The following is a 23534-nucleotide window of genomic DNA, read 5'->3' as shown; positions in this document are numbered from 1 at the left end:
GCCCTCGCAGCACTCGGCGAGGGTGTGTTAATCAGGCTTGATAGAGCGCGCTCGCGAGATAGCGGTGACGCAACGCCCGTAGCGCCGCCGCAAGAATGGCGCTGGCAGGCAACGCCAGCAGCACCCCAAAGAATCCGAACAGGTGGCCAAAGGCCAGCAGCGCAAAGATCACGGCCAACGGGTGCAGGCCAATGCGCTCGCCAATCAGGCGCGGCGTAAGGAAGACGTTTTCTAGAATCTGACCCAGGCCGTACACCACAGCAACGGCACCGATGCCATACAGATCGCCAAACTGCAGCACGGCGGCCAACATGGCGAGCGCCAGGCCAGCGGCAAATCCGACATAAGGAATGAACACCGCCAAGCCCGTGAACAAGCCCAGCGGCAACGCAATGTCGAAGCCCGCCAGCGTCAAGGCGATGGGGTAGAACGCGGCCAACACGACCATCACGAGAAGCTGCCCGCGCAAGTATTGCGACAGCATCCGGTCAATGTCGATGACGAACGCCCGCGTCTGGGCAAGCCACCGACGGGGGATCAGGCTTTCCATGCGCCGAAACATCTGGTGCCGGTCGTAGAGCAGGTAGAAGAGCACCAGCGGGACCAGCACCACGTTACCCACCACGGTCAACATCGCATTGCCGCTGGTGCGCAGGTATTGCCAGATGGCGAGAACAGCGTTGCCATCACCACCAGAGCGCGGCGCGGACAGCAGATCGCGCAGATGCGCCAAATCCAGGTCGACGCCAAGCCCCAGAACAGCCAGCTTTGGCTGCAGCCATGCATTCAGGTTGGCAAGCAGCACAGGAATTTTTGCCTGGAGTTGCGGACCTTCAGTCTGGACGACAGCGAACATGAGCGTGACGAGCAGCGCCGCCAGCGCCGCAAAGCACAAGATCATCGCCAGCGCAGCGAGCCAGCGGGGCACGCGGTGTCGCGCCAACCACTCCACACCCGGCTGCAGCATGTAGGCAATGAGTGCGCCCAGCAGGAACGGCGTCAGCACCGGCCGCAGTGCCCACATGAGCCCACCCATTGCCAGCGCAACAAGCCCCCATAGCCAGGCCTGGCGCCGTATCAGGGTGGACATCAGCGTTTTCGCACCGTGCGTGCTCCCTTGGTGATGGACGCTGCACTGTTCGCAATAGGCAACGGTGCTCGCCCGAGAAGATGGTCCCCGCATCTCACCGCTCCTCAAAGTACGCGACGGCGTGGTCGATGAAGGCCCTGACTTTGGCCGGCACCATCGTCCGGCTCATGTAGGCGAGGCGAACCTCCGCTGCGGTATCCAGGATGTCGTGTTCACCCACCAAGCGGACGAGGCGCCCTTCGCGCAGATCGTCTTCCACCAGTGCCAATGGCAACAGCCCCATGCCGAGTCCGGCCAGTACGACTTCACGGTTGAATGCGGCGTTGTTCGAGGCAATTTCGTAGCGCAGCGGAACCACCAGCGGTGCCCCATCGGTGCGGAACGTCACAATGGGCTTGTGCTGGTGCGGCGGTACGGTGACGAAGACATGGTCAGCCAGATCGGCCGGGTGACACGGGCGCCCACGCGCGTCCAGGTAGTGCGGTGTCGCCACGATGGCCAACGGCAGGCGATGCAGCAGCCGCGTCACCGCCAGGTCGGTGGCCAACATGAACGGCAATACCAAGCCGATGTCGTAGCCCTCGGTTGCCAGATCGACGGTGCCCTCCACCAAGGTCACCTCAACCATGACGTTCGGGTTCTGGCGCTTGAACGATGCCACCAGCGGCGCAAGCCACCCCGACGTTGCGGTCGTATGCGCAACGAGCCGCAATACGCCAACCGGCAGATGCCCCTGGCTGCGTGCGTCGGATTCCAGGCAATCCAGATCGTCGAGCACACGGCAGCATCCGTCATAGAAGCGGTGGGCCGCGTCCGTCAGCGAGAACTGCTTTGTCGACCGGTGGAAGAGGCGCGCGCCGAGCCGCTCTTCCAGGGAAGTGATCGCCCTTGAAACGACAGCCGGCGATACCCCAAGCATCTGCCCCGCGCGTCTGAAGTTTCTAACTTCGACGATCGTACGAAAGAGCCGCAAGCTCTCGAAATGATCCATAAGCACCTCGAACAAGGCTCGCACGTACGGTCGCAGGTTGACGCGGCAACTAAACCACGCGCGCTATCGGACGCACTTCGCTGTACAACGGCAGCCCGTTGTTAGCCCCAGCCCCGCCGCGAGCATTCGCAATTTAATCATAACTGATGCAATTGTCAATTGTGACATAAATGAACAGTCAGAAGGAATTCTTCGCGGAGGAATGTCGAGGGAATGTGTGGTTGTTGAGCAGCCCAACAACCAGCTTGAGTCTGGCCACCGCTCACAGCCTCTGCCCAGCATCTTCGTCAGCACGTACCAATCGGGACAGTCACGTGATTGATGGTTGCAAACCATGGCGTCATTGTTTCCCATTGTTAATGTACCAACTGGAACAGCAGTGCGATAATCGCGACCGCGCCGCAAATGATCTGGAGGCGCACACAGCCAATCAACCAAGCTCATCCATCTTGAAGCGACTCCACCCCAAAACGACAGCAGCGAAAACCGCAGCATGCCTGCTGGCTGGTTGCGCCCTGCTCGCACCGCCGACCACGCAGGCCAAGCCCGCCTCGCTGGACGACAAACTGGCCGCCACGGTCGAGCAGTACGAGCAAAAGCCCAACGAAAAGAAACTGGCGGCCATCCGCGACCTGCTGGCCAAGGGCGCGCGTGCGCACCGCGCGCAGCCGGCCGAGTACGACGGCCCACAAGGCATGTCCGCCCTGGCGGTAGCCATCTCGAACAACGATGCCGACCTGGTCGACCTCCTGCTCACGCAGAAGAACGATCTGGAGATCCCTGTCTATCGTGATCTGGGCAATCAGCCGCTGGTCTACGCCATCTCGGGCATCGACACCAACGGCAAGGCTTCGCCGCAAAACCTGCGCATCGTCAAGGCGCTGATTGCGGCCGGAGCCAACGTCAACGCGCTGAACAACGACGGCAACAACACACCGCTGCTGCAGGCATCGGGCCTGCGTCTCAACGCCCCGAGCCTGGAAATCATGCGTCTGTTGCTGAACGCCGGCGCCAACCCGAATCTGCGTAACCAGAATGGGGAAACCGCACTCATGGGCATGGCCGCAGGCAACCTGGATGCGACGAAGCTGCTGATCGGGGCTGGTATCGACGTAGGTGCGCGCTCCAAATCTGGCGCCACCGCGCTGAACTATGTTTGCGAACGCCACGTCGACTTGCGTCGCAAGCCCGACCCGCAAGCCGGCGAGCGCATCAAGCTGCTTCTCAAGCCGGGCACTGACCTCAACTCGGTGGCATGGATGAAGACGTCGGGCGATGCGCCGGTCCCGCTGGCATCCGCCGCACTGGTTGGCAACGCCGACTGCGTGCGTGCGCTGATCCAGGCAGGCGCTAACCCAGACGCTCGGTACTACTCCGATGCCGTGGCCGCGGCGTCACCGGATCTCAAGAGCGTGACCGTGCGCAAGGACGTGTTGGCGAATCCGAGCTTCCACGATGACGACACGCTGGCCGTCTTCCGCAGCGTCAAGCGCTGAGGCGGCACAGCCAACTCACGCGCAAATCAGGGCGGCAGGCGACAGTTTGCCGCCCGTTTTTCTGACGACAACATTACTCCGGAGACTTACGCGCTGCGCCTGCAGCACCGGAGCAAACACACCAGCCGATCTGATCAGCCAAAGATCCCCATGAAGGCATGACGCAGCAACAGCGCAGCCAGCACAAGCATGGTCGTGCCGATCAGGCCATCCAGCACCTGCCACGCGCGCGGCTTCGCAAACCATGGCGCCAGCCAGCGTGCGCCGAACCCCAGCAACACAAACCAGAACGCACTGGCTGAACTTGCGCCCGCGACGAACCAGCCACGCAATGCCGCCGGCTGCTGGGCGCCAATGCTGCCGACCAGCAACACCGTATCGAGGTAGACGTGGGGGTTGAGCAGCGTAAAGGCTGCCGCCTGCGCCAGCGCAGCGCCCCGGCTCAAGCCGTCACCGCCCTCTGACGCTCGCAATTGACTAGCGTGTCGTGCACGTTGCAGCGCCCGCCACCCATACACCGCCAGAAACGCGGCGCCGGCCAATGCCATTGCATTGGCAAGCCCAGGGCGCTCGCCCAGCGCCTGAGCCATGCCCATGACGCCGGCCGTCAACAGCAACGCGTCTGCCACCGCGCAAAACAGCACCACGCTGCCCACATGCTCACGGCGCAGCCCCTGGCGCAATACAAACGCGTTCTGCGCGCCAATGGCGACGATCAGCCCCAGGCTCAGGACCAAGCCCTGAAGGGAGACAGATAGCGCCAGCGAAGTGGGAGTCAGCAAGGTGTCCATGCATGCAGCTTGCCTGCGCCAAGCAATGAAGACAAACTATCCTTACTTCATTCAATTCAGTTTTACTTAACCCATGCTGGATTACGCCGCCCTCTCTGCATTGGCTGCCGTCGTTCGGGAAGGCAGCTTTGAACGCGCTGCGCGTGCACTCCATGTCACGCCATCGGCGATTTCACAGCGCATTCGATTGCTGGAAGAACGCGTGGGCTGCGCACTGGTGGTGCGCGACCAACCCTGCCGGGCAACGGAGACGGGGCGACAGCTTTGCCAACACGTCGACCGCGTTCGGCTGCTCGAACAGGAGTTGCAAGGCGCACTGCCCGTGCTGGCGCCGGAGGGCATTGCGCGGGTGCCGCTACCCATCGCCGTAAACGCCGACAGCCTGGCCACGTGGCTTGCCCCGGCCATTGCGGCCTTCGGTGCTGAACACCCGGTGCTGATGGAGGTGGCGGTGGACGACCAGGACCACACCACCGAATGGCTGCGCAGCGGCGCCGTACTGGCCGCTGTAACCGCTACGGCTCGCCCGGCTGCCGGTTGCAATAGCCGGCCGTTGGGCTCCATGCGCTACCTTGCGGCCGCCAGTCCGGCGTTCGTGCAACGCCATTTCGCGGACGGGGTCGGCGCCGGCAGCTTGGCCCGCGCCCCCAGCCTGCTGTTCAACACCAAAGACGAGCTGCAGGCGCGCTGGGCACGGCGTCTGTGCCACCGGCATGTCGAACTGCCCCGGCACATGCTGCCCTCGCCTCAGGCCTTTGTGGCGGCCGCAGTTGCTGGCATGGGATGGGGTCTGCATCCGCAGACGCTGATCACGTCGCACCTCAAGGCGGGCACACTGGTTGAACTGGTGCCCGACACGCCGCTGGATGTGCCGCTGCACTGGCAGTACGCGCGGGCGGCATCCGCATTGCTAGACGGATTGAGCCGCGAAGTTTTGACGGCGGCTCACGCCGCCCTGTTGCCACCTTGAGATGCCGCAGAGAAACGTTGCGACGCGCGCCTCACAACGAAGTCGTTTCCAAATGTTAATGGCGTGAGCGATGGTCGACTTGCCGGGAAGACCACGGGTGGTGCGAGAATCGCTCGCGGCATACAGTTCATGCCATGAAAAAAGCCCTCTACGCCCCGTCCCTTGTCCTGCTGGCGCTGCTTGGCGCATGTGGTTCGTCCACGCCACCGCAACAGCAGCTTCCTGATCAAACCAAAACGGACAGCACGGCCAGTGCCGATAGCGGTTGGATAGCACTACGCATCAAGTACATGGATTGCACCCAACGCCGCGCTGATGACGGCGTGCCCGGCAACGCACAGACAAAGGCTGTAGTGTCATCTGCATTGGACGCATGCGCAGACGATCTGCAAGCCATGCACGATGCCTTCCGCGACCATCTCAGCGCGCAGATGAGTTCGTCCGGTGCCCGCAAAGCGGCTGACCGTGTCACGCAAGAAACCCGCGACAAGGCGCGTGTCTATCTCACAAGCTATGTCGACTACGCCCGTTACCAGGCGAAGTCGCGCTAAGCCCGCGACACGCCGCTAACGCGGCTTACAGCATCTCCAGCGGCCGCGGCCCCTTCGGCGGCGGAAAGAGACGATCCAGCTCGGCCAATTGCTCGGACGTCAGTTCGCGCTCCAGCGCACCAAAGTTCTCGCGCAAGCGCTCGCGGCGGCTGGTTTTGGGAATGGCGATGATGTCGTCGCGCCCCAGCAACCACGCCAGCGCTACCTGTGCCGGCGTCATGCCGCATTCCTGCGCAAGCCGCACCAGCTTCGGGTGACGTGCCAGTTGCGCCTGCTCGATGGGGGAATACGCCATCACGGGCACACGGCGTTCGCGCAGCCACGGCAGCAAATCCCATTCGATACCGCGCCGGCCCAGGTTGTAGAGCAGCTGGTTGACCGCAACTTGATCGCCACCGGGCACGTCCCAAAGTTCCTCCATATCCGAGAGGTCGAGATTGCTCACACCGTAGTGGCGAATCTTGCCCTCGCGCTGCAGGGCCTGCAGACCTTGCACGGTCTCTTCCAGCGGAACGCTGCCGCGCCAGTGCAGCAGGTACAGGTCAATGCGATCGGTGCCAAGCCGGCGCAGGCTGCGCTCGCACGCGGCTGCAACACCCCGCCGGCTGGCGTTGTGCGGATAGACCTTACTGACGAGAAACACCTCGTCGCGACGCCCGGCAATCGCCTCGCCGATCATCTCTTCGGACAAGCCATCGCCATACATTTCCGCCGTATCGATCAGGCGCAGGCCGAGGTCAAGCCCCAGGCGCAGCGTGGCGATTTCCTCGGCGCGTGCGGCGCGGCTCTCGCCCATATTCCACGTTCCCATCCCGAGCGCTGGCACGCGCTCGCCGTCGGGCAAGGTGACATGTTTCATGCGTGTTGTTCCGGTTGGAGCCAGCGGGTGGCTGCAACGCCCACCACAGCACCCACTCGCGCTCGTTAACACCCTATGAATCTACAAGACGCCAGGCACGCTGATAAGGCCCGATCCGTCCGGTCAGAAAATACGTGGCAAACGGCCGCTAGCGCGCGGGTTGGACCCGGCGTGTACGCCCTCTACGGCCAACCACCTCCCGCAACGCTTGTGCAAATCGCATCACAACGGGCGTCGCCGCGTCTTCGTCAAAGGTGAACTCCACATCGAAGCGATCGGACACCTCTCGCAACGGCACGAGCTGCACCGTGGGCGGACACAGGGCAGACAGGCTCTCCGGCACAAACGCACACCCCATGCCCGCCGCCACAAGACCCACCACGGTTGGGATGTCGCTGCCGATCTGGGCCACGCGCGGCGCGAAGCCGGCGCGCTCACATTGCTGCATCAAGAAGCGATGGTGCGCGGAGGAGCGCTCCGGATCGAACCACACGAACGGTTGATCCGCCACGTCGGCCAGCCGCTTCGGCGCCTTGTGATGAGCAGCTTGCGCTGCGGGCATGGCCAGGACAAAGCGGTCGCTCAACAGCGCAATACCGGACAGATGCGGTGCCTCATCACGGCGCCAGGCCATGATGCCGCCGTCGATCTGCTTGCGCGCAATGGCGGTAGCCTGCTCTGCAGAAAGCATCGGCGCCACCGAAACCTTGACCTCCGGGCACGCGGCGCGAAATGCCTGCAGCACGTTCGTCACAACGGTTGCGCTGAGATAGTTCGGCAGCACACCCAGGTGCAGTTCACCGAGCTGACCTGCAGCGCAACGCAAGGCGCGATCGCGCCCGGTTTGCAGATCAGCCAGCAGTTGCCGGGCGTCACGCAGAAAACTCTCGCCGGCGGCGGTCAACTGCACGCCCCTCGCCTTGCGCGCCAGCAGCGGCGTGCCAATGGCGGCTTCCAACTCAAGGATCTGCCGCGACAAGGCGGGCTGGACGATGCCGATGGCCCGCGCGCCCGCCACCACGCTGCCAGCCTGCGCGACCGCAATGAAGTAGCGAAGGTGGCGTAGTTCAATGTTCCGCATATCGATTCGGCACGCTCTTACCCATACCTATCAAGCATAGCAAATCCGCCTATAAAGCATTTGTATGCATAGCCATGAATGCCTAGGATGGGTGTTTCCTTGAACATGCGTTGCTGCACATCACGACCAGACATGACGCTCCACATCCACACGCCTTACGTACAGTCCCAACCCTATTCACGGCAGCTTGGCAAACCGGTGTGGCTGAAGATGGACGCCGCGCAGCCGTCCGGCTCGTTCAAGCTGCGCGGCATCGGTGCCCTGTGCGAGGCGCAGCGTGCGGCGGGTGCGCAACGGTTCGTCTCATCTTCCGGCGGCAATGCGGGGATTGCGGTGGCCTATTGCGGGCGCAAGCTCGGTGTTCCCGTCGCGGTCGTGGTGCCGGAAAGCACACCGCAACGGGCGCGCGACCTGATCCGCCAGGAAGGCGCAGGGCTGATCGTGCATGGCGCCGCGTGGGCAGAAGCGCATGCGTTTGCACAGTCCCTGATCGGCCCGGGCGACGCCTTCGTGCACCCATTCGACGATCCGGTCATCTGGCAGGGACACGCCTCACTGGTGGACGAGATGGCGGCATCCGGACACAAGCCCGGCGCAATCCTCCTCGCCGTCGGCGGGGGTGGGCTCTTGTGCGGCGTGATGGAAGGGCTGCAACGCAACGGGTGGTCCGACGTGCCTGTCGTCGCCGTGGAAACGGAGGGAGCCGACTGCTTCGCGCGTTCAATCGCGCAAGGCAAACCCGTCGAGCTATCGACCATTTCGAGCGTGGCCACCTCGCTGGGTGCCAAGCGGCCGTGCGACGGCGCGCTTGAATGGGCAGCCCGCCGCGAGATCTACAACGTCGTGGTATCAGATGCGCAGGCGGTGAAGGCGGCGCTCCGGTTTCTTGACGAGCACCGCGTCGTGGTCGAGCCGGCCTGCGGGGCAGCATTGGCGGCGCTGGATTGCGGGCACCCTGCGCTCAAGGCAGCCTCCAGTGTTGCAGTGGTGGTGTGTGGGGGCGCCACGGTCACCGCTCAGCAGTTACACGACCTGGCAGCGCGATTCGATTGACTACCCCATCGGGTTCACGCCAATCCAGCGTGCGTGGAGATAAAACGCAAACGCGCCCCAGGCGACAACACCAATCACAACGAGAATCGCATCGCGTGCAAGCACTCCGTCGGGATAAACCACGCCTTCCACGCGATCCCGCTGACGCGCGGCCGCGAAATCGACCAGCGCCCAGATAAGGAAAGCGCCAAACAACACGACCGCATGCAACGTGCCATTTGCCAGCAAATGCGCCAGCGCCCATAGCACCACGCTAAGCGCCTGCGGATGCCGGACCCAAGCCTTGAAGTGATTACCCGGAACGTACGCCGCCGCAAAGAGGATGAACGCCGCCAGTGTCAGCAAGCCCGCGAGATGGGGCGCCCACGCTGGCCGAGTCCACAGCACGAGCGGCGCATGCCGCGCGATACCGTATCCCCAGATGACCAGCGCCAGTCCGACGATGGAGGCGATGGAGTACGCACCTTTCCAGCCCTTCTCACCCATCCGGGCAATCCGCACCTTGCGCCATCCCTCCGCAACAATGCGAACGGAATGCACGCTCAGGAAGATCAGCAAACCCAATATCAGGATGGACATGGCGGGCTCCTTGCTGCTGAGGTCGGCAGATGGCGAGATTGTCGCGCAGAAGCGCCAGCCAGGACCATCCTCGCTGTGGCTGCGTTGGCCAGACTCACACGAGTTGTCGAAATCCAGATGACGGCAACCCGCGCAACGCGATGGACGGCCAAGCGTCGCAAAGCAAAACGCCCTTCGAGGTCAACTTCGAAGGGCGTTTTTCTATTGCGGCCTGCCGCACGAACTACAGCGCGTTGAGCGGAATCTTCAGATACCGCACGCCATTGTGTTCAGCCGGCGGCAGCGCGCCCGCGCGGATGTTGACCTGGATGGACGGCAGCATCAGCGTGGGCATGCCCAGCGTGGCGTCGCGCTTGGTGCGCATCTGCACGAAATCATCCTGTGTCACGCCATCACGCACGTGGATGTTGGCGCGGCGCTGTTCTGCCACGGTGGTATGGCAGGTGGCCTCACGGCCTGCGGGCGGGTAGTCATGGCACATGTAGAGCCGCGTGTCGGTCGGCAAGTCGAGCAGACGGCGAATCGACCGGTACAGCGTGCCCGCATCACCGCCGGGGAAATCGCAGCGCGCTGTGCCCACGTCGGGCATGAAGAGCGTGTCACCAACGAACACGGCATCTCCCACCTGATAGGCCATATCCGCCGGCGTATGGCCCGGCACGGCCAGCGCCTTCGCTTCCAGTTCACCAATGTGGAAAATCTCATCCGGCGCGAACAGATGATCAAACTGCGAACCGTCGAGCTGGAATGACGGCTCCAGGTTGAAGATCGGCTTGAACACGCCCTGCACCACGCGAATGCGCTCGCCGATGGCGATGCGTCCGCCAAAGCGGCTCCGCAGGTACGGTGCAGCCGACAGGTGATCGGCATGGGCGTGCGTCTCCAGCAGCCATTCGACGCGCAACCCGTGCGCTTCGATGAAGGCCGCCACGCGGTCGGCAGACAGCGTGCGCGTGCGACCGGATTTCGGGTCGTAATCAAGTACCGAGTCGATCACAGCGCACGGCGTACCGGGCCCGGCGTGGACCACGTAGGTCATGGTGCACGTGTCGACATCAAAAAACGGTTCGATCTGGGCTTGCATGATGGGGCTTCCGCAAACAATCTATATTTTTATAGAATATCGCCAGATATTCTGTCTGCCAATAGCGCCGAACCGAGCGACCGGCAGAACAACATGCACCGCGCCCCGATGACTGACCCGACGACCGACCCGACCGACGTTGTGCCGCTTCCCGAAGCGGCCATCTCCATGCTGCGCGACTCTGCTTCCCAGGCATGCGCGGTACTCAAGGCCATGGCGCATGAAGACCGCCTGCTGCTGCTCTGCCAGCTCACGCAGGGCGAACGCAATGTTGGCGAGCTGGAAGCGCTGGTCGGTCTGCACCAGCCCAGCCTGTCGCAACAGTTGGGCGTGCTGCGCGACGAGGGCCTCGTCAGCACACGCCGCGAAGGCAAGTACATCTACTACCGGCTGGCCAGCTTCGAGGTCATCCAGATCATGCAGACGCTGTCTGCGCTGTACTGCGGCAAAGTTCTGAAGAGCGTCAGATAGGTCGTCTTGCTTGGCAGCGGCTTGCGATACGTCAACGCCGTGCCCCTCATCGAAGCACTGGCCGGTTTGCCCGGCAGCCCCAACTGAATTTGCATGCATACCGAATCCCCTTCCCTGCCCGCGTCCACGCCTGCCGTCGACTGTGATGTGCTCATCCTTGGCGGCGGTGCTGCCGGCATTGGCGTGGCAGCCAGCCTGCGCCGACGTCGCCCGCAGCTCGGCATCACCATCGTCGAGCCGTCTGACGTGCACTACTACCAGCCGGCATGGACGCTGGTGGGTGGCGGCGCATTCGACGCCAAGGCCACGGCACGGCAGACCGATTCACTGCTCCCAGCCGGCGTGCCGCGGATTCGCGCAGCAGCTACGCGCGTTGATGCCGATGCGCACCGCGTGCACCTCGACAACGGCCAGACACTGGCCTACCGCCAGTTGATCGTCTGTCCGGGGTTGCGCCTCGCGTGGGAGCGCATCGAAGGCCTGGAAGCGTCGCTCGGCCAGAACGGCGTTACGTCCAACTATAGGTTCGATTTGGCACCGTACACGTGGTCCTTGGTGCGCAGCCTGCGCTCGGGCCGTGCGCTGTTCACGCAACCGGCCATGCCGATCAAATGCGCTGGGGCGCCGCAAAAGGCGATGTACCTTGCGTGCGACCACTGGCAGCGCACAGGTGTACTCGATCGCGTCAACGTAGAGTTCAACCTTGCCGGGGCAGCGCTGTTCGGCGTCGAGGCCTTCGTGCCGCCGCTGATGCGTTACGTGGAGCGCTATCGCGCCAAGCTGGCATTCGGCTCCACACTGGTGGCAGTCGACGGCCCCGCACGCATGGCCTGGTTCGAGCACAAGAATGCCGCCGGCGAAGTCGTCCGCTCCGCCAAGCCGTTCGACATGCTGCACGTGGTGCCGCCGCAGGTGCCACCCGCCTTCATTGCCGAAAGCGGCCTGGGCGACGCCGCCGGCTGGTGCGAGGTCGACCCCGCTACGCTGCAGCACGTGCGCCATGCCGATGTGTTCTCGCTTGGCGACGCCAGCTCCACGCCCAACGCCAAGACGGCAGCCGCGGCACGCAAGCAGATCGTCGTTGTTGCGGAGAACCTGCTCGCCCATCGCGAAGGCCAGCCATTGCCCACGCGCTACGACGGCTACGGCGCTTGCCCGCTCACCGTTGAGCGCGGCAAGGTCGTACTGGCCGAGTTCGGCTACGGCGGCAAGCTACTGCCAACGTTCCCGCTAATGCCGACGGTGGCGCGCAAGTCCGCCTGGTGGCTCAAGAAGACGCTGCTGCCCTGGCTGTACTGGAATGCGCTGCTCAAGGGCCGCGAATGGCTGGCACGGCCGACCACGCCAGCAGGACGCTAAGCATGTCTCCGGTAGAAACTGGCTGGATCATCAGCGCGGGGCTGGGTTCGGTGGTTGGGCTCATCCTGGCGCTCACGGGTGCGGGTGGTGCCATCGTCGCGGTGCCGCTGCTGATCTTTGGGCTGCATTTGTCGGTGCCGGAGGCTGCGCCGATCGCGCTGCTGGCGGTGGGCCTGTCGGCGGGGCTGGGTGCGATGCTCGGCCTGCGTGAAGGCAAGGTCCGCTACAAGGCCGCGGGCCTGATGGCACTGTGCGGCGTGGTGGTGTCGCCATTCGGCATCTGGGTGGCGCATCGTGTGCCGAATGCACCGTTGACGCTGCTGTTTGCCGTCGTGCTCGCCTACGTGGCGGTGCGCATGTTCCGCCAAGCCCGCGCCGTGACGCCCGCGTCAGACGCACCACGGCGCGCAGCACCGCCCTGCCACCTCGACACCACAACAGCCAAACTGGTCTGGACGCTGCCGTGTGCGCGGGCGCTGGCTGCCTCGGGCGTGGGCGCAGGTTTCCTGTCTGGGCTGCTGGGCGTCGGCGGTGGCTTCGTCATCGTGCCGGCCCTGCGCCGTGCGACTGACCTGCCCATGCAGACGATCGTCGCCACGTCGCTGGCGGTGATTGCGTTGGTGTCGACCGCCGGCGTGGTGGCTTCGGCCATTGGCGGCCATGTCGACTGGCATATCGCGCTGCCGTTTGCGGCGGGCGCGCTGACCGGCATGCTGGCCGGGCGCCGCTTTGCCCAGCATCTGGCGGGGCCGGCACTGCAGCAGGGATTTGCGGCATTTGCCGGTGTGGTCGCGCTTGGATTGATCGTCCGAACTCTGATTTGACCAGCTCGTTGCAAAAGCGGTACAATCGCCGGCTTCGGAGCGTAGCGCAGCCTGGTAGCGCAACTGGTTTGGGACCAGTGGGTCGGGAGTTCGAATCTCTCCGCTCCGACCAGAATTTGGCAGTCAACAAAAACGGCTTACGTTCATCACGTGAGCCGTTTTTGTTTGGGCGGCAGATGGTGTCACGCGGTAGTGCTATAAACGCAGCATCAGCACCATCTCGCACCACCCGCAGAACTGCCCCATGAACCTCATCCTGTGGCGCCACGCTGAAGCCGAAGACGTGGCCGCATCATTGCGCATCCAGCGCAGCACCGATCTCCAACGTGAACTGACCAAACGTGGCGAAAAGCAGGCCGAGAAGATGGCCGCGTGGCTACGCCCCCGCCTGCCAGAGGACACGCGCGTGCTGGTCAGTCCCGCCGTGCGTACACAGCAGACTGCGCGCGCCCTCACCGAGCATTTCCAGACACTGCCCGATATCGCCCCGGGAGCAGACGTCAGTGCCATCCTCGCGGCCATCGACTGGCCTTCGAGCACCAACCTGCTGCTGGTCGGCCATCAGCCGTGGCTCGGCCGCCTGGCCAGCCTGCTGATTGCGGGCGTTGAGATGGAGTGGAGCGTGAAGAAAGCCGCCGTGTGGTGGCTCTGCCGCCGCATGCGCGAAGACGAAGCGCAGACCGTGCTACGCGCCGTGGTCAACCCGGATCTTGTGTGACACGTCATCGTTGTCACAACAACGCCACGCAAAATTCACGCAATAGTCACGAATGACTTGCTTTTGTCGCCGATCTGTCATGCAGCGTCTCTAGAATCGCCCCGAAATCCACCCTTGGGGATGCACGAATGCGAGACCTGCCGACGCCCACCCAGCCTTTGATTGACGCACTGCCGAGCCTGAATCTAGGCAACGCACGGAGGGGCCTTCCTCGCTCACCCGACGCTGTTCCGGCGCGTGACAAGCCTGTTCTGGCCGTTTCGTGGGCGCGCCACCAGGATGAAGTGACCGAAGCGCAACGCCTGCGCTACAAGGTCTTTGCCGAGGAAATGGGCGCCCGCCTTCCCTCGGCCCATGCAGAACTCGACGTCGACATGTTCGATGCCGTGTGCGATCACCTGATCGTGCGCGACCAGAAGACGCTGCGCGTGGTCGGCACGTACCGCGTGCTGCGCCCGGACGCGGCCAAGCAGATCGGTTGCCTGTACTCCGAATCCGAATTCGACCTCGTGCGCCTGACGCACCTGCGCCCGAAAATGGTGGAACTGGGCCGCTCATGCGTGCACCGCGACTACCGCTCGGGCAGCGTCATCATGGCGCTGTGGGCCGGCCTGGGTGAATACATGCAGCGCTATGGCTTCGAATCGATGCTGGGCTGCGCCAGCGTGTCGATGGGTGACGGCGGCCACTTTGCCGCAAGCCTCTACCGCAGCTTCGTCGACGACGGTTCGCTGGCACCGATCGAGTACCACGCCTTCCCGCGCGTGCCGCTGCCAGTGGATGAGCTGAACCAGAACCTGGAAGTCGATCCGCCTGCACTGGTCAAGGGCTACCTGCGCCTTGGCGCTCGCATTTGCGGCGCACCGGCCTGGGATCCTGACTTCAATGTTGCCGACTTCCTCACGCTGCTGCGCCTGTCGGACATCAACCCGCGCTACGCACGCCACTTCCTGCGCGGCTGATCACTCACCGCAGCAAAGCAAAACGGCCCGGTTCGAAAGACCGGGCCGTTTTGTTTGGATCGGTACCGCAAGGTACCGAAACACTGATGGGCTATACGTAAGTCACCTTGTAGCGGCGGCCAATGCGCTGCCACTCGTCGGCTTCCTGCGTGAGGCTGTATTCGACCAGCGGGTTCTGCTCGATCCAACCCTTCGGCAGTTCCACCTCAAAGCCGCCTTCGTTGAGTTCGCCCTCGCTCTGGCGCACCTTCAGACCCGGCAACTGGATCGCACCGCGCCGGCGGCACAGCACAAAGGCCAGACGCAGGCTGAACAGCATCCGCCAATCCAGGAACTTACCGCCGCCCGACAGCTTGCCGAGCTTGCCCGCATGCCCCAGCAGCAGCGTCGCCAGACGTGCCTGATCGGTCTTGGAGAAGCCCGGCATATCAGCATGGCTGGCAATGTAGGCCGAGTGCTTGTGATAACCACTGTGCGAGATGCTCATGCCAATCTCGTGCAGGTTTGCGGCCCAGCCGAGCAGTGCGAGATTGTCTTCACGGCGCTCATCGGGCGGATCGGGAAACTGCGACAGCAGCGCCGTCGCCGCGTCACGCACGCGGTGGGCCTGCGAGCGATCAACGTTATAGCGACGCATGAACTGCTCGATCGTCACCGTGCGCATGTCTTCGTGGTGGCTGCGGCCGAGCAGGTCGTACAGCACGCCCAGGCGCAGCGCACCGTCGGTCACGTCCATGCGGTCGATATCGAGTTCGGCAAACACGCCGAGCATGATCGACAGGCCGCCCGGCAGCACCGGAATGCGGTCCGACTTCAGGCCGCTCAACTTCAGGCGGTTGGTGTTCTCCGACTTGATCACCGCACGCTTGAGGCGCTCCAGCCCTTCGCGGGTGATGCCATGGGCGCTGCCCTTCTCGCTCTTGTCGTTAAAGCCGTTAAGCTCGATCAGCTCCGCCAGCGCGCGCGCCGTACCCGACGAGCCCACGGCCTGGTTCCAGCCGGCCGTGCGGTACTGCTGCACGAGAATCTGGATTTCGCGACGCGCGGCCAGCTCGGCCTGCTTCATCGCGTACTCATCCACGTTGCCGTTCGGGAAGAAATGACGGCTGTGCGAGACGCAGCCGATGTAGAGCGATTCCATCAGCTTGGGCTTGTAGCCATTGCCGATGATGAACTCGGTGGAGCCGCCGCCGATGTCGACCACCAGCCGGTTGCCCTGGCACGCAGGCGCATCGTGCGATGCACCGAGATAGATCAAGCGCGCCTCTTCACGGCCCGCAATCACTTCAATGGGGAAGCCGAGCGCAGCTTCCGCTTCGATCAAGAACTCCTGCGCGTTCTTGGCCACGCGCAGCGTGTTGGTGGCCACCGCACGCACGTGGTCAGGCGAGAAATCGCGCAGGCGATCGCCAAAGCGGCGCAGTGCATCAACGCCACGACGGCGTGCGGGTTGATCCAGGTATTTATCTTGCGTAAGCCCGGCGGCCAAACGCACCGGCTCGCGCAGGGCATCGACCTGGAAGATCTGGCTGCTGCTGGTGCCATTGGCAGTAACGGTTTCGTCGACGCGGCCGATCATCAGCCGAAAGCTGTTGGAGCCCATGTCGACAGCGGCCAGCAGACGGGGTGTGGGACTCATGAATGGAAAACGGGTTGAAACGCGATGGGCGTTTTTAGGGATTGTGATTCGAAGCGCTGCGCCACAAAATATGTCTCCATTGTGTCGTCAACGTGACAATTCAAATGTGTCACAAATTTGACACCAGAATATGAAAAAGTGGCCGGATAGTCATTCGCTGGAACAGAACATGTCGACATTGCCCGCGGGCGATCTGCTCAATCGCGAACTGGGCATTCTTGAATTCAACGCCCGTGTGCTGGCCCAGGCGGCCGACCCTGGCGTGCCGCTCATGGAGCGGCTGAAGTTCATCTGCATCGTGTCGAGCAATCTGGATGAGTTCTTTGAGATCCGTATTGCCGGGTTGAAGGAACAGATGCGCGACAACCCGTCGTCTCTCACCCCCGATGGCCTGTCGGTACAGCAGGCGTTTGGCGTGGTGACGGATCAGGTACGGCAACTGGTCACGCAGCAGTATGCCATGCTGCAAGACGAGATCCTGCCCCTTCTGGAGAAGGAAGGCGTCTTCTTCCACATGACCACCAACTGGAATGAAGCCCAGCGTGCCTGGTGCCGCAGCTTCTTCCAGCACGAGCTGGTGCCCGTCCTGACGCCGATGGCGCTGGACCCGGCGCACCCCTTCCCGCGCGTGCTCAACAAGAGCCTGAACTTCATCATCGAGCTCTCTGGCAAGGACGCTTTCGGCCGCGAAGCCGAGCTCGCCATCGTGCAGGCACCGCGCGCCCTGCCCCGTCTGGTGCAGATGCCGCCGGAGCTGTCGGGCTATCCGTATGGGTTCGTGCTGCTGTCGTCGTTCATGCAGGGCTTCGTGCACGAGCTGTTCCCGCAGATCGACGTGCACGGTTGCTACCAATTCCGCGTCACGCGCAATTCCGACCTGTTCGTGTCGGAAGATGAGATTACCGACCTGCGCGAGGCACTGCAGGGCGAACTGTCCACCCGCCACTTTGGCGATGCGGTGCGCCTGGAAATCGCGCATGACACGTCGCCCGCGCTGGTGCGCCGCCTCTTGCAGGAATTCGGCCTGACCGAAGCCGACTGCTACCGCGTCAAGGGCCCGGTGAACCTGGTGCGCCTGCTGCAAGTGCCCGACATGGTCGACAAGCCTGTACTCAAGTACCCGCCGCACGTGCCGGCGACAGTCAAGCAGGTTGCCAACAGCTCGAACATCTTCGACGCCATCCGGCAGGGCGACATCCTGCTGCATCATCCGTACGAGAGCTTCACGCCCGTGCTGGAACTGTTGCAACAGGCTGCGCGCGACCCCGACGTAGTAGCCATCAAGCAGACGGTCTATCGCACCGGCAACGAATCGCCGGTAATGGAAGCGCTCATCAAGGCCGCGCGCAACGGTAAGGAAGTGACCGTCGTGGTCGAGCTGCTGGCGCGCTTTGACGAAGAAACAAACATCAACTGGGCCGACCAGCTTGAATCCGCAGGCGCACACGTCGTGTACGGCGTGGTGGGCCACAAGTGCCACGCCAAGATGCTGCTCGTGGTGCGTCGTGAAGTCTCCGGCAAGGGCAAGACCGTCAAGCTGCACCGCTACGTGCACCTGGGCACCGGCAACTACCACCCCAAGACCGCCCGCCTCTATACGGACTTCGGCCTGATGACGGCCAACGAACAGATCTGCGAAGACGTGCATCACACCTTCCAGTTGCTCACCGGCACCGGTGCGCAGGTCAAGCTGCATCACCTGTGGCACTCGCCGTTTACGATGCATGAGAACCTGGTCGAGCATATCCGTGCCGAAGCGCGCGCCGCACGCGCGGGCAAACGTGCGCGCATCATCGGCAAGATGAACGCGCTGCTGGAACCGACCATCATCGACGAGCTGTACAAGGCCTCGCGTGCTGGCGTGAAGATCGACCTGATCGTGCGTGGTGTGTGCGCGCTCAAGGCAGGCGTGCCGGGGCTGAGCGAGAACATCAGCGTGCGCTCGATCGTCGGGCGCTTCCTGGAGCATCACCGCGTCTACTACTTCCATGCTGCCGGCGAGGAGGTCGTCTACCTCTCCAGCGCGGACTGGATGGACCGCAACTTGTTCCGCCGCGTAGAGGTTGCCTTCCCGGTGCTCGATCGCAAGCTCAAGGCACGCGTCATCAAGGAAAGCCTGCAAGTCCATCTGCGCGACAACGCATCAGCTTGGGTCATGCAAGCGGACGGCACGTACGTGCAACGCACGACGCGCGGCAAGCACGTGCGCATCAGCCAGCTTGAGTTGCTGAACCACTTCTCGCCGCAGGCTGCTGCAGCGGCGGAAACGGCAGCAGCCGTGGCTGCAGCGACGGTTGCTGAGGCGACGGTCCGCACACCGGTGGAGATTTCTGCAGGCTGATCAGCGGCACCGCTACGCAAAACAAAAACGCACGCTCTGCAGCGTGCGTTTTTCATTGGGTGATCGGTTTGGCGGGAAGTTGAATCAGGCTGCGCGTTCGTCGCTCACGCTTGTACTGCGCACCACTGTGCGCTCCGGCGGAAACACGGCGCGGAACGTGCTGCCTTTGCCGTGCTCGCTGGTCACCTGCAGCTCACCGCCGTGGCGCGAGAGTACGTGCTTGACGATCGCAAGGCCGAGGCCCGTTCCACCCGTATCGCGCGAGCGGCTGCGGTCCACCCGATAGAAACGTTCGGTCAGGCGCGGGATATGTTCGGGTGCAATGCCGATGCCCGTGTCCGTCACAGAGAACATCGCGTGCCCGTCCTTCACGCCCCAGTCGAGGCGGATTGCACCGCCATCCGGCGTGTAGCGAACGGCATTGGAGGCCAGATTGCTGAACGCAGAGATCAGCTCCAACTCAGCCCCGCACACGCTCACCGCCGGATCGCACGTCATGCTGATGGTGTGGCGGCCGGCAGAGAGCGCCTCGATGTCATGCTCAAGCTGCAACATCATGCGCTGCATCGGCACCGGCGTGACTGACGGCGGCTCGGAGTTGCCTTCCAGCGTCGCCAGTGCCAGCAGATCTTCCACCAGGTGCTGCATGCGCATGGCCTGCGTATGCATCATGTCGAGGTAGCGTTTCTTGTCTTCCTCGGGCAGCGGAATATCGCGCACCGTCTCAAGAAAACCCGAGAGCACTGTCAGCGGCGTCTTCAGCTCGTGCGAGACGTTGGCGACGAAGTCGCGGCGCATGGCCTCGGTGTTCTCCAGCTTGGTGATGTCTTGCGTCACCAGCAGCTTGCGGTCTTCGCCGTACGGCAGGACCTGGACAGAGACGATGCTTTGCTTGTGGGGGCCCACGTCATGCATGGTGAGCGGCTCCTCGAACTCGCCGCGCGCAAGGTAGCGGACGAACTCCGGTCTGCGAATCAGATGGGTGATACGTTGGCGCAGGTCACGCTTGGCAGACAAGCCGAAGTGCTCCTCGGCCACAGCGTTGCACCATTCGATCTGGTCTTCAGCGTCGAGCATCAGCACGCCGTTGGGCGAGGCTTGAATGGCCTGGATGAACCGGCTGTGCTGCTGCTCGACCTGCAGCACCTGCGTGCGCCAGCCCTTCATGAGCCGGTGCAGGCGGTAGTAGACCTCGCCCCATAGGCCGAGCGCGCTGGGGATCTCGCCATAGGCCGGCGAGTCCAGCACGCGCCACAGGCGCTGGATCTGATAGACGTAGTAAAGGAGCATCACCAACAGCAGCGCGCTGAGCACAGCCAGTGCAACCACATGGTTGGCGAAGACATACAGACACGCCGTGATGATGCCGCCCAGGGCGACAAAGACGGCGAAGCGGGTCCAGAAGATGTTCATGAGGGCATTCTAAGCGCTGGACCGCGACGGACGTGTGAACGCGCGATGGAAAATACCTGACTCGCGCGCGCGTTCAGCCGATACGTTATTGCCCCGGATTGCGCGCCAGGCGATAGCCGCTGCCGCGCACCGTTTCGATCATGTTGCTGTAGCCACCTGGGGCGAGCGCCGCGCGCAGGCGCTTGATGTGCACGTCCACGGTACGTTCTTCCACGAACACGTGATCGCCCCACACCTGATCGAGCAGTTGCGAGCGGCTGTGCACGCGCTCCGGATGCGTCATCAGGAAATGCAGCAGGCGGAACTCAGTCGGGCCCAGATCGAGCTTGATCGGGTTTTCCGCTTCGATGTTCGTGGCCGTCACGCGGTGCGTGGCCGGGTCCAGCTTCAGGCCATTGATGGCCACCACGTCGTCGGTCAGCTGCGGCGCACGGCGGCGCAGCACGGCCTTGATGCGGGCCAGCAGCTCCTTGGGCGAGAACGGTTTGGTGACGTAGTCATCCGCGCCGCTGTCCAGGCCCATGATCTTGTCCTGCTCTTCGCTGCGGGCGGTCAGCATGATGATCGGGATCTGGCGCGTGCGCTCGTTGGCGCGCAGCTCCTTGGCGAACATCACGCCGGACTTGCCCGGCAGCATCCAGTCCAGCAGAACCAGATCTGGCAGCACATCGCTCATTAGCGACAGCGCCTGTTCAGCGTTGTACGCACGGATCGGGTAGTGACCTGCGTGCTGCAGGTTAACGGCGATCAGCTCGGCGATCGCCGGTTCGTCTTCCACGACCAGAATGCTACTCGGCATGCTCACGTCTCCATCCTGCCTTTTTTATTCGCCCTCGCCCTGGATCTCACGCTCCAGCGCTTCGCGCCCAGCGTGCCGGACGTCGGTTCCCTTGACGATGTAAATGATGAACTCGGCGATGTTCTTGGCGTGATCGCCAATACGTTCGATCGCCTTGGCAATGAACAGCAGATCCAGCGACACCGAAATCGTGCGCGGGTTCTCCATCATGTAGGTGATGAGCTCGCGCATGAAGCCGCGGAATTCCTCATCGATGGCCTTGTCTTCCTTCAGGATCGACACGGCCTCGGCGGTGTCCAGCCGTGCGAAGGCATCCAGTGCGTGACGCAGGATGGTCGCCGCCATCTCGCCCGAGCGCTCAACGCCCGCATAGTTCAGCGCGTGCGCCGACGGGTCCTGCATGAGGCGCTTGGTACGCTTGGCAATCTTTGCGGCCTCGTCGCCGGCGCGCTCCAGGTTGGTGATGGTCTTCGAGATGGCCATGACCAAGCGCAGGTCGCGGGCGGTCGGCTGGCGGCGCGCGATGATGTTGTTGCAATCGCCGTCGATCTCGATTTCGAGCGCATTGATCTCCTGCTCCACCGCGAGCACCTGATCACACATATCGGTGTCGAAGTTGGCCAGGGCGCGCATCGCGCGGGCGATCTGTGCCTCAACCAGGCCACCCATCTGCAGCACCTTGGTGCTGATGGAGGTCAGGTCGGTATCAAACTGCGATGACAGATGTTTCTCGGACATCGGTTTCTCCTTGTCGCTTCAGTGCGTGTTGCAGATCAGCCGAAGCGGCCGGTGATGTAGTCTTCCGTTTCCTTGCGGCGCGGCTTGATGAAGATCTTCTCAGTCTCACCAAACTCGATCAGCTCGCCCAGGTACATGTACGCCGTGAAGTCGGAGCAGCGCGCGGCCTGTTGCATGTTATGCGTCACGATGACGACGGTGTAGTCGTCTTTCAGCTCAGCAATCAGTTCTTCGATCTTACCGGTGGAAATCGGGTCCAGTGCCGAGCACGGTTCGTCCAGCAGCAGCACCTCAGGACGGATGGCGATGCCACGTGCGATGCACAGACGTTGCTGCTGACCGCCCGACAGCCCATAGCCCGACTGGTTGAGCTTGTCCTTGACTTCATTCCACAGCGCGGCCTTGGTCAACGCCCACTCCACGCGGTCGTCCATTTCGGAGCGCGACAGGCGCTCGAACAGCTTCACGCCAAAGGCGATGTTGTCGTAGATCGACATCGGGAACGGCGTCGGCTTCTGGAACACCATGCCGACCTTGGCGCGCAGCAGAGCGATGTCCATCTTCGACGTGAGCAGGTTCTCGCCGTCCATGTTGATCGCACCTTCGGCACGCTGCTCAGGGTACAGGGCGTACATCTTGTTGAACGTACGCAGCAGCGTCGACTTGCCGCAGCCCGACGGGCCGATGAAGGCCGTCACCTGCTTCTCGGGAATCTGCAGCGAGATGTTCTTGAGCGCGTGGAACTTGCCATAGTAGAAGTTCAGGTCGCGCACATCGATCTTCGGGCTTTGCGTGCGCACTTCGAGGGACGTAGCAGTCATGGTCATTTCTTGGTGAACAAGGCACGCGCAAGGACGTTCAGCCCCAGCACACCCAGCGTAATCAGGAACACCCCGGCCCAGGCCAATTGCTGCCACTCGGGGAACGGGCTCATTGCAAACTTGAAGATCACCACCGGCATGGTCGCCATCGGCTGATTCAGGTCCATGCTCCAGAACTGATTGTTCAGCGCGGTGAAGAGCAGCGGTGCGGTCTCACCGGCAATGCGGGCCACGGCCAGCAGCACACCGGTAATCACGCCGGCATACGACGCCTTGAGCGTGATCGACAGCACCATTTTCCACTTGGGCGTACCGAGCGCCATGGCGGCTTCACGCATCGCGTTGGGCACCAGGTTCAGCATGTTCTCGGTCGTGCGCACCACGATCGGGATCTGCAGCAGGGCCAGCGCAAGCACACCCGCAATCCCCGAGAAGTGCTGCACGCGCGCCACCACAACGGCATACACGAACAAGCCGATCACGATGGACGGTGCCGACAGCAGAATGTCGTTGATGAAGCGCGTGGCGCTGGCCAGTGCCGACGTCTTGCCATACTCCGCCAGGTAGATGCCGGCTAGGATGCCCAGCGGCGTACCGATCAGCGTGGCCATGCCAACCAGCATGAACGAGCCTGCGATGGCGTTGGCCAGACCGCCTCCCGGCGTGTTGGGCGGCGGCGTCATCTCCGTGAAGAGCGACAGCGACAGGCCGCCCACGCCCAGCGAGAGCGTGGTCCACAGAATCCACGCCAGCCACACCAGGCCGAAGCCCATGGCGGCAAGCGAGAGTGCCAGCGCAATACCGTTGATATTGCGGCGACGGGCCTGCAGGCGTGACTTGATCTTCTCGGAGTCGGCACGAACGGCAGGAATGGATGGCGTACGCATGGTATTGGGTCTCATGG

23 protein-coding genes and 1 tRNA gene are annotated in these 23534 nt (G+C 63.2%); 11 read left to right on the top strand and 13 right to left on the bottom strand.

What is annotated here, in order from left to right:
* Window positions 1-31: 31 nt before the first annotated feature.
* Both V6657_RS07210 and V6657_RS07205 read right to left on the bottom strand, forming a co-directional pair.
* On the bottom strand, window positions 32-1090 hold the full coding sequence (locus V6657_RS07210; RefSeq protein WP_082170124.1) for an AI-2E family transporter: 1059 nt from the start codon (window positions 1088-1090) through the stop codon (window positions 32-34).
* Window positions 1091-1184: 94 nt separating this feature from the next.
* Window positions 1185-2081, bottom strand: a complete 897-nt coding sequence (locus tag V6657_RS07205; RefSeq protein WP_048932603.1) for a LysR family transcriptional regulator — start codon at window positions 2079-2081, stop codon at window positions 1185-1187.
* 449 nt (window positions 2082-2530) lie between these two features.
* Between V6657_RS07205 and V6657_RS07200 the strand changes: the two genes are divergently transcribed.
* Window positions 2531-3577 (top strand): ankyrin repeat domain-containing protein, encoded by a 1047-nt coding sequence (locus V6657_RS07200; RefSeq protein ID WP_160315276.1) that lies wholly within the window; start codon window positions 2531-2533, stop codon window positions 3575-3577.
* A gap of 134 nt (window positions 3578-3711) precedes the next feature.
* Here the strand turns inward: V6657_RS07200 and V6657_RS07195 are convergent, their stop codons facing one another.
* A complete protein-coding gene (locus V6657_RS07195; protein WP_137884635.1) occupies window positions 3712-4368 on the bottom strand; it encodes a LysE family transporter in 657 nt (218 codons plus the stop codon).
* 73 nt (window positions 4369-4441) lie between these two features.
* On the opposite strand from V6657_RS07195, the gene V6657_RS07190 reads away from it, so the two are divergent.
* Both V6657_RS07190 and V6657_RS07185 read left to right on the top strand, forming a co-directional pair.
* On the top strand, window positions 4442-5338 hold the full coding sequence (locus V6657_RS07190; protein ID WP_048932605.1) for a LysR family transcriptional regulator ArgP: 897 nt from the start codon (window positions 4442-4444) through the stop codon (window positions 5336-5338).
* Between the two features lie 134 nt (window positions 5339-5472).
* Window positions 5473-5889, top strand: coding sequence for a hypothetical protein (locus V6657_RS07185; protein WP_048932606.1), 417 nt, complete (start codon window positions 5473-5475; stop codon window positions 5887-5889).
* A gap of 25 nt (window positions 5890-5914) precedes the next feature.
* Here V6657_RS07185 and V6657_RS07180 read toward each other — a convergent pair whose 3' ends face one another.
* Both V6657_RS07180 and V6657_RS07175 read right to left on the bottom strand, forming a co-directional pair.
* Complete coding sequence (locus V6657_RS07180; RefSeq protein WP_048932607.1) at window positions 5915-6748, bottom strand: aldo/keto reductase; 834 nt, start codon at window positions 6746-6748, stop codon at window positions 5915-5917.
* Window positions 6749-6896: 148 nt separating this feature from the next.
* Complete coding sequence (locus tag V6657_RS07175; RefSeq protein ID WP_048932608.1) at window positions 6897-7829, bottom strand: LysR family transcriptional regulator; 933 nt, start codon at window positions 7827-7829, stop codon at window positions 6897-6899.
* A gap of 132 nt (window positions 7830-7961) precedes the next feature.
* On the opposite strand from V6657_RS07175, the gene V6657_RS07170 reads away from it, so the two are divergent.
* Window positions 7962-8882, top strand: a complete 921-nt coding sequence (locus V6657_RS07170; RefSeq protein WP_048932609.1) for a pyridoxal-phosphate dependent enzyme — start codon at window positions 7962-7964, stop codon at window positions 8880-8882.
* Here the strand turns inward: V6657_RS07170 and V6657_RS07165 are convergent, their stop codons facing one another.
* The gene (locus V6657_RS07165; RefSeq protein WP_048932610.1) at window positions 8883-9461 is read right to left on the bottom strand and encodes an NnrU family protein; all 579 of its coding nucleotides are present in this window, start codon (window positions 9459-9461) and stop codon (window positions 8883-8885) included.
* A 223-nt stretch (window positions 9462-9684) separates the two neighbouring features.
* Window positions 9685-10545, bottom strand: coding sequence for an MBL fold metallo-hydrolase (locus tag V6657_RS07160; protein ID WP_048932611.1), 861 nt, complete (start codon window positions 10543-10545; stop codon window positions 9685-9687).
* 108 nt (window positions 10546-10653) lie between these two features.
* Between V6657_RS07160 and V6657_RS07155 the strand changes: the two genes are divergently transcribed.
* From V6657_RS07155 to V6657_RS07130, 6 genes are all read left to right on the top strand, one after another.
* Window positions 10654-11016, top strand: a complete 363-nt coding sequence (locus V6657_RS07155; protein WP_048932612.1) for a metalloregulator ArsR/SmtB family transcription factor — start codon at window positions 10654-10656, stop codon at window positions 11014-11016.
* Window positions 11017-11109: 93 nt separating this feature from the next.
* Window positions 11110-12375, top strand: a complete 1266-nt coding sequence (locus tag V6657_RS07150; protein WP_048932613.1) for an FAD/NAD(P)-binding oxidoreductase — start codon at window positions 11110-11112, stop codon at window positions 12373-12375.
* Window positions 12376-12377: 2 nt separating this feature from the next.
* Window positions 12378-13199, top strand: a complete 822-nt coding sequence (locus tag V6657_RS07145) for a sulfite exporter TauE/SafE family protein (RefSeq protein ID WP_048932614.1) — start codon at window positions 12378-12380, stop codon at window positions 13197-13199.
* A 35-nt stretch (window positions 13200-13234) separates the two neighbouring features.
* A tRNA-Pro gene (locus V6657_RS07140) sits at window positions 13235-13311 on the top strand.
* Between the two features lie 132 nt (window positions 13312-13443).
* Window positions 13444-13917 carry a phosphohistidine phosphatase SixA gene (gene sixA / locus V6657_RS07135; protein WP_048932615.1) on the top strand — a complete coding sequence of 158 codons (474 nt, stop codon included), beginning with the start codon at window positions 13444-13446 and terminating at the stop codon, window positions 13915-13917.
* Between the two features lie 128 nt (window positions 13918-14045).
* Window positions 14046-14879: a GNAT family N-acetyltransferase gene (locus V6657_RS07130; protein ID WP_021194803.1), complete on the top strand. Its 834-nt coding sequence runs from the start codon at window positions 14046-14048 to the stop codon at window positions 14877-14879.
* A gap of 91 nt (window positions 14880-14970) precedes the next feature.
* On the opposite strand, the gene ppx is transcribed toward V6657_RS07130, so the two are convergent.
* Window positions 14971-16518: an exopolyphosphatase gene (gene ppx / locus V6657_RS07125; RefSeq protein WP_031329339.1), complete on the bottom strand. Its 1548-nt coding sequence runs from the start codon at window positions 16516-16518 to the stop codon at window positions 14971-14973.
* A 169-nt stretch (window positions 16519-16687) separates the two neighbouring features.
* Here ppx and ppk1 point away from each other — a divergent pair, with 169 nt between their 5' ends.
* Complete coding sequence (gene ppk1 / locus V6657_RS07120) at window positions 16688-18859, top strand: polyphosphate kinase 1 (protein WP_048932616.1); 2172 nt, start codon at window positions 16688-16690, stop codon at window positions 18857-18859.
* Window positions 18860-18943: 84 nt separating this feature from the next.
* Here ppk1 and phoR read toward each other — a convergent pair whose 3' ends face one another.
* The 5 genes from phoR to pstA form a co-directional block, all read right to left on the bottom strand.
* A complete protein-coding gene (phoR, locus tag V6657_RS07115) occupies window positions 18944-20272 on the bottom strand; it encodes a phosphate regulon sensor histidine kinase PhoR (RefSeq protein ID WP_048932617.1) in 1329 nt (442 codons plus the stop codon).
* An 85-nt stretch (window positions 20273-20357) separates the two neighbouring features.
* A complete protein-coding gene (gene phoB / locus V6657_RS07110; protein WP_024975443.1) occupies window positions 20358-21071 on the bottom strand; it encodes a phosphate regulon transcriptional regulator PhoB in 714 nt (237 codons plus the stop codon).
* 24 nt (window positions 21072-21095) lie between these two features.
* Window positions 21096-21809 (bottom strand): phosphate signaling complex protein PhoU, encoded by a 714-nt coding sequence (gene phoU, locus V6657_RS07105; protein WP_048932618.1) that lies wholly within the window; start codon window positions 21807-21809, stop codon window positions 21096-21098.
* Window positions 21810-21844: 35 nt separating this feature from the next.
* Window positions 21845-22630, bottom strand: a complete 786-nt coding sequence (pstB, locus tag V6657_RS07100; RefSeq protein ID WP_137884636.1) for a phosphate ABC transporter ATP-binding protein PstB — start codon at window positions 22628-22630, stop codon at window positions 21845-21847.
* Window positions 22631-22632: 2 nt separating this feature from the next.
* A complete protein-coding gene (gene pstA, locus V6657_RS07095; protein ID WP_048932620.1) occupies window positions 22633-23517 on the bottom strand; it encodes a phosphate ABC transporter permease PstA in 885 nt (294 codons plus the stop codon).
* Window positions 23518-23534 lie beyond the last annotated feature (17 nt).

This window comes from Ralstonia sp. RRA, assembly GCF_037023145.1.
Lineage (GTDB): Bacteria > Pseudomonadota > Gammaproteobacteria > Burkholderiales > Burkholderiaceae > Ralstonia.
This window is presented reverse-complemented; position numbering and strand designations above follow the sequence as displayed.

What these genes read in the sequence shown, in the direction of transcription:
- V6657_RS07130 (WP_021194803.1), top strand. Translation starts at nt 14,046, where the DNA reads ATGCGAGACCTGCCGACGCCCACCCAGCCTTTGATTGACGCACTGCCG.
- V6657_RS07205 (WP_048932603.1), bottom strand. Translation starts at nt 2,081, where the DNA reads ATGGATCATTTCGAGAGCTTGCGGCTCTTTCGTACGATCGTCGAAGTT.
- V6657_RS07195 (WP_137884635.1), bottom strand. Translation starts at nt 4,368, where the DNA reads ATGGACACCTTGCTGACTCCCACTTCGCTGGCGCTATCTGTCTCCCTT.
- ppk1 (WP_048932616.1), top strand. Translation starts at nt 16,688, where the DNA reads ATGTCGACATTGCCCGCGGGCGATCTGCTCAATCGCGAACTGGGCATT.
- V6657_RS07170 (WP_048932609.1), top strand. Translation starts at nt 7,962, where the DNA reads ATGACGCTCCACATCCACACGCCTTACGTACAGTCCCAACCCTATTCA.
- V6657_RS07160 (WP_048932611.1), bottom strand. Translation starts at nt 10,545, where the DNA reads ATGCAAGCCCAGATCGAACCGTTTTTTGATGTCGACACGTGCACCATG.
- sixA (WP_048932615.1), top strand. Translation starts at nt 13,444, where the DNA reads ATGAACCTCATCCTGTGGCGCCACGCTGAAGCCGAAGACGTGGCCGCA.
- pstA (WP_048932620.1), bottom strand. Translation starts at nt 23,517, where the DNA reads ATGCGTACGCCATCCATTCCTGCCGTTCGTGCCGACTCCGAGAAGATC.
- V6657_RS07185 (WP_048932606.1), top strand. Translation starts at nt 5,473, where the DNA reads ATGAAAAAAGCCCTCTACGCCCCGTCCCTTGTCCTGCTGGCGCTGCTT.
- ppx (WP_031329339.1), bottom strand. Translation starts at nt 16,518, where the DNA reads ATGAGTCCCACACCCCGTCTGCTGGCCGCTGTCGACATGGGCTCCAAC.
- V6657_RS07155 (WP_048932612.1), top strand. Translation starts at nt 10,654, where the DNA reads ATGACTGACCCGACGACCGACCCGACCGACGTTGTGCCGCTTCCCGAA.
- phoR (WP_048932617.1), bottom strand. Translation starts at nt 20,272, where the DNA reads ATGAACATCTTCTGGACCCGCTTCGCCGTCTTTGTCGCCCTGGGCGGC.
- V6657_RS07165 (WP_048932610.1), bottom strand. Translation starts at nt 9,461, where the DNA reads ATGTCCATCCTGATATTGGGTTTGCTGATCTTCCTGAGCGTGCATTCC.
- V6657_RS07175 (WP_048932608.1), bottom strand. Translation starts at nt 7,829, where the DNA reads ATGCGGAACATTGAACTACGCCACCTTCGCTACTTCATTGCGGTCGCG.
- phoB (WP_024975443.1), bottom strand. Translation starts at nt 21,071, where the DNA reads ATGCCGAGTAGCATTCTGGTCGTGGAAGACGAACCGGCGATCGCCGAG.
- phoU (WP_048932618.1), bottom strand. Translation starts at nt 21,809, where the DNA reads ATGTCCGAGAAACATCTGTCATCGCAGTTTGATACCGACCTGACCTCC.
- V6657_RS07145 (WP_048932614.1), top strand. Translation starts at nt 12,378, where the DNA reads ATGTCTCCGGTAGAAACTGGCTGGATCATCAGCGCGGGGCTGGGTTCG.
- pstB (WP_137884636.1), bottom strand. Translation starts at nt 22,630, where the DNA reads ATGACTGCTACGTCCCTCGAAGTGCGCACGCAAAGCCCGAAGATCGAT.
- V6657_RS07210 (WP_082170124.1), bottom strand. Translation starts at nt 1,090, where the DNA reads ATGTCCACCCTGATACGGCGCCAGGCCTGGCTATGGGGGCTTGTTGCG.
- V6657_RS07150 (WP_048932613.1), top strand. Translation starts at nt 11,110, where the DNA reads ATGCATACCGAATCCCCTTCCCTGCCCGCGTCCACGCCTGCCGTCGAC.
- V6657_RS07190 (WP_048932605.1), top strand. Translation starts at nt 4,442, where the DNA reads ATGCTGGATTACGCCGCCCTCTCTGCATTGGCTGCCGTCGTTCGGGAA.
- V6657_RS07180 (WP_048932607.1), bottom strand. Translation starts at nt 6,748, where the DNA reads ATGAAACATGTCACCTTGCCCGACGGCGAGCGCGTGCCAGCGCTCGGG.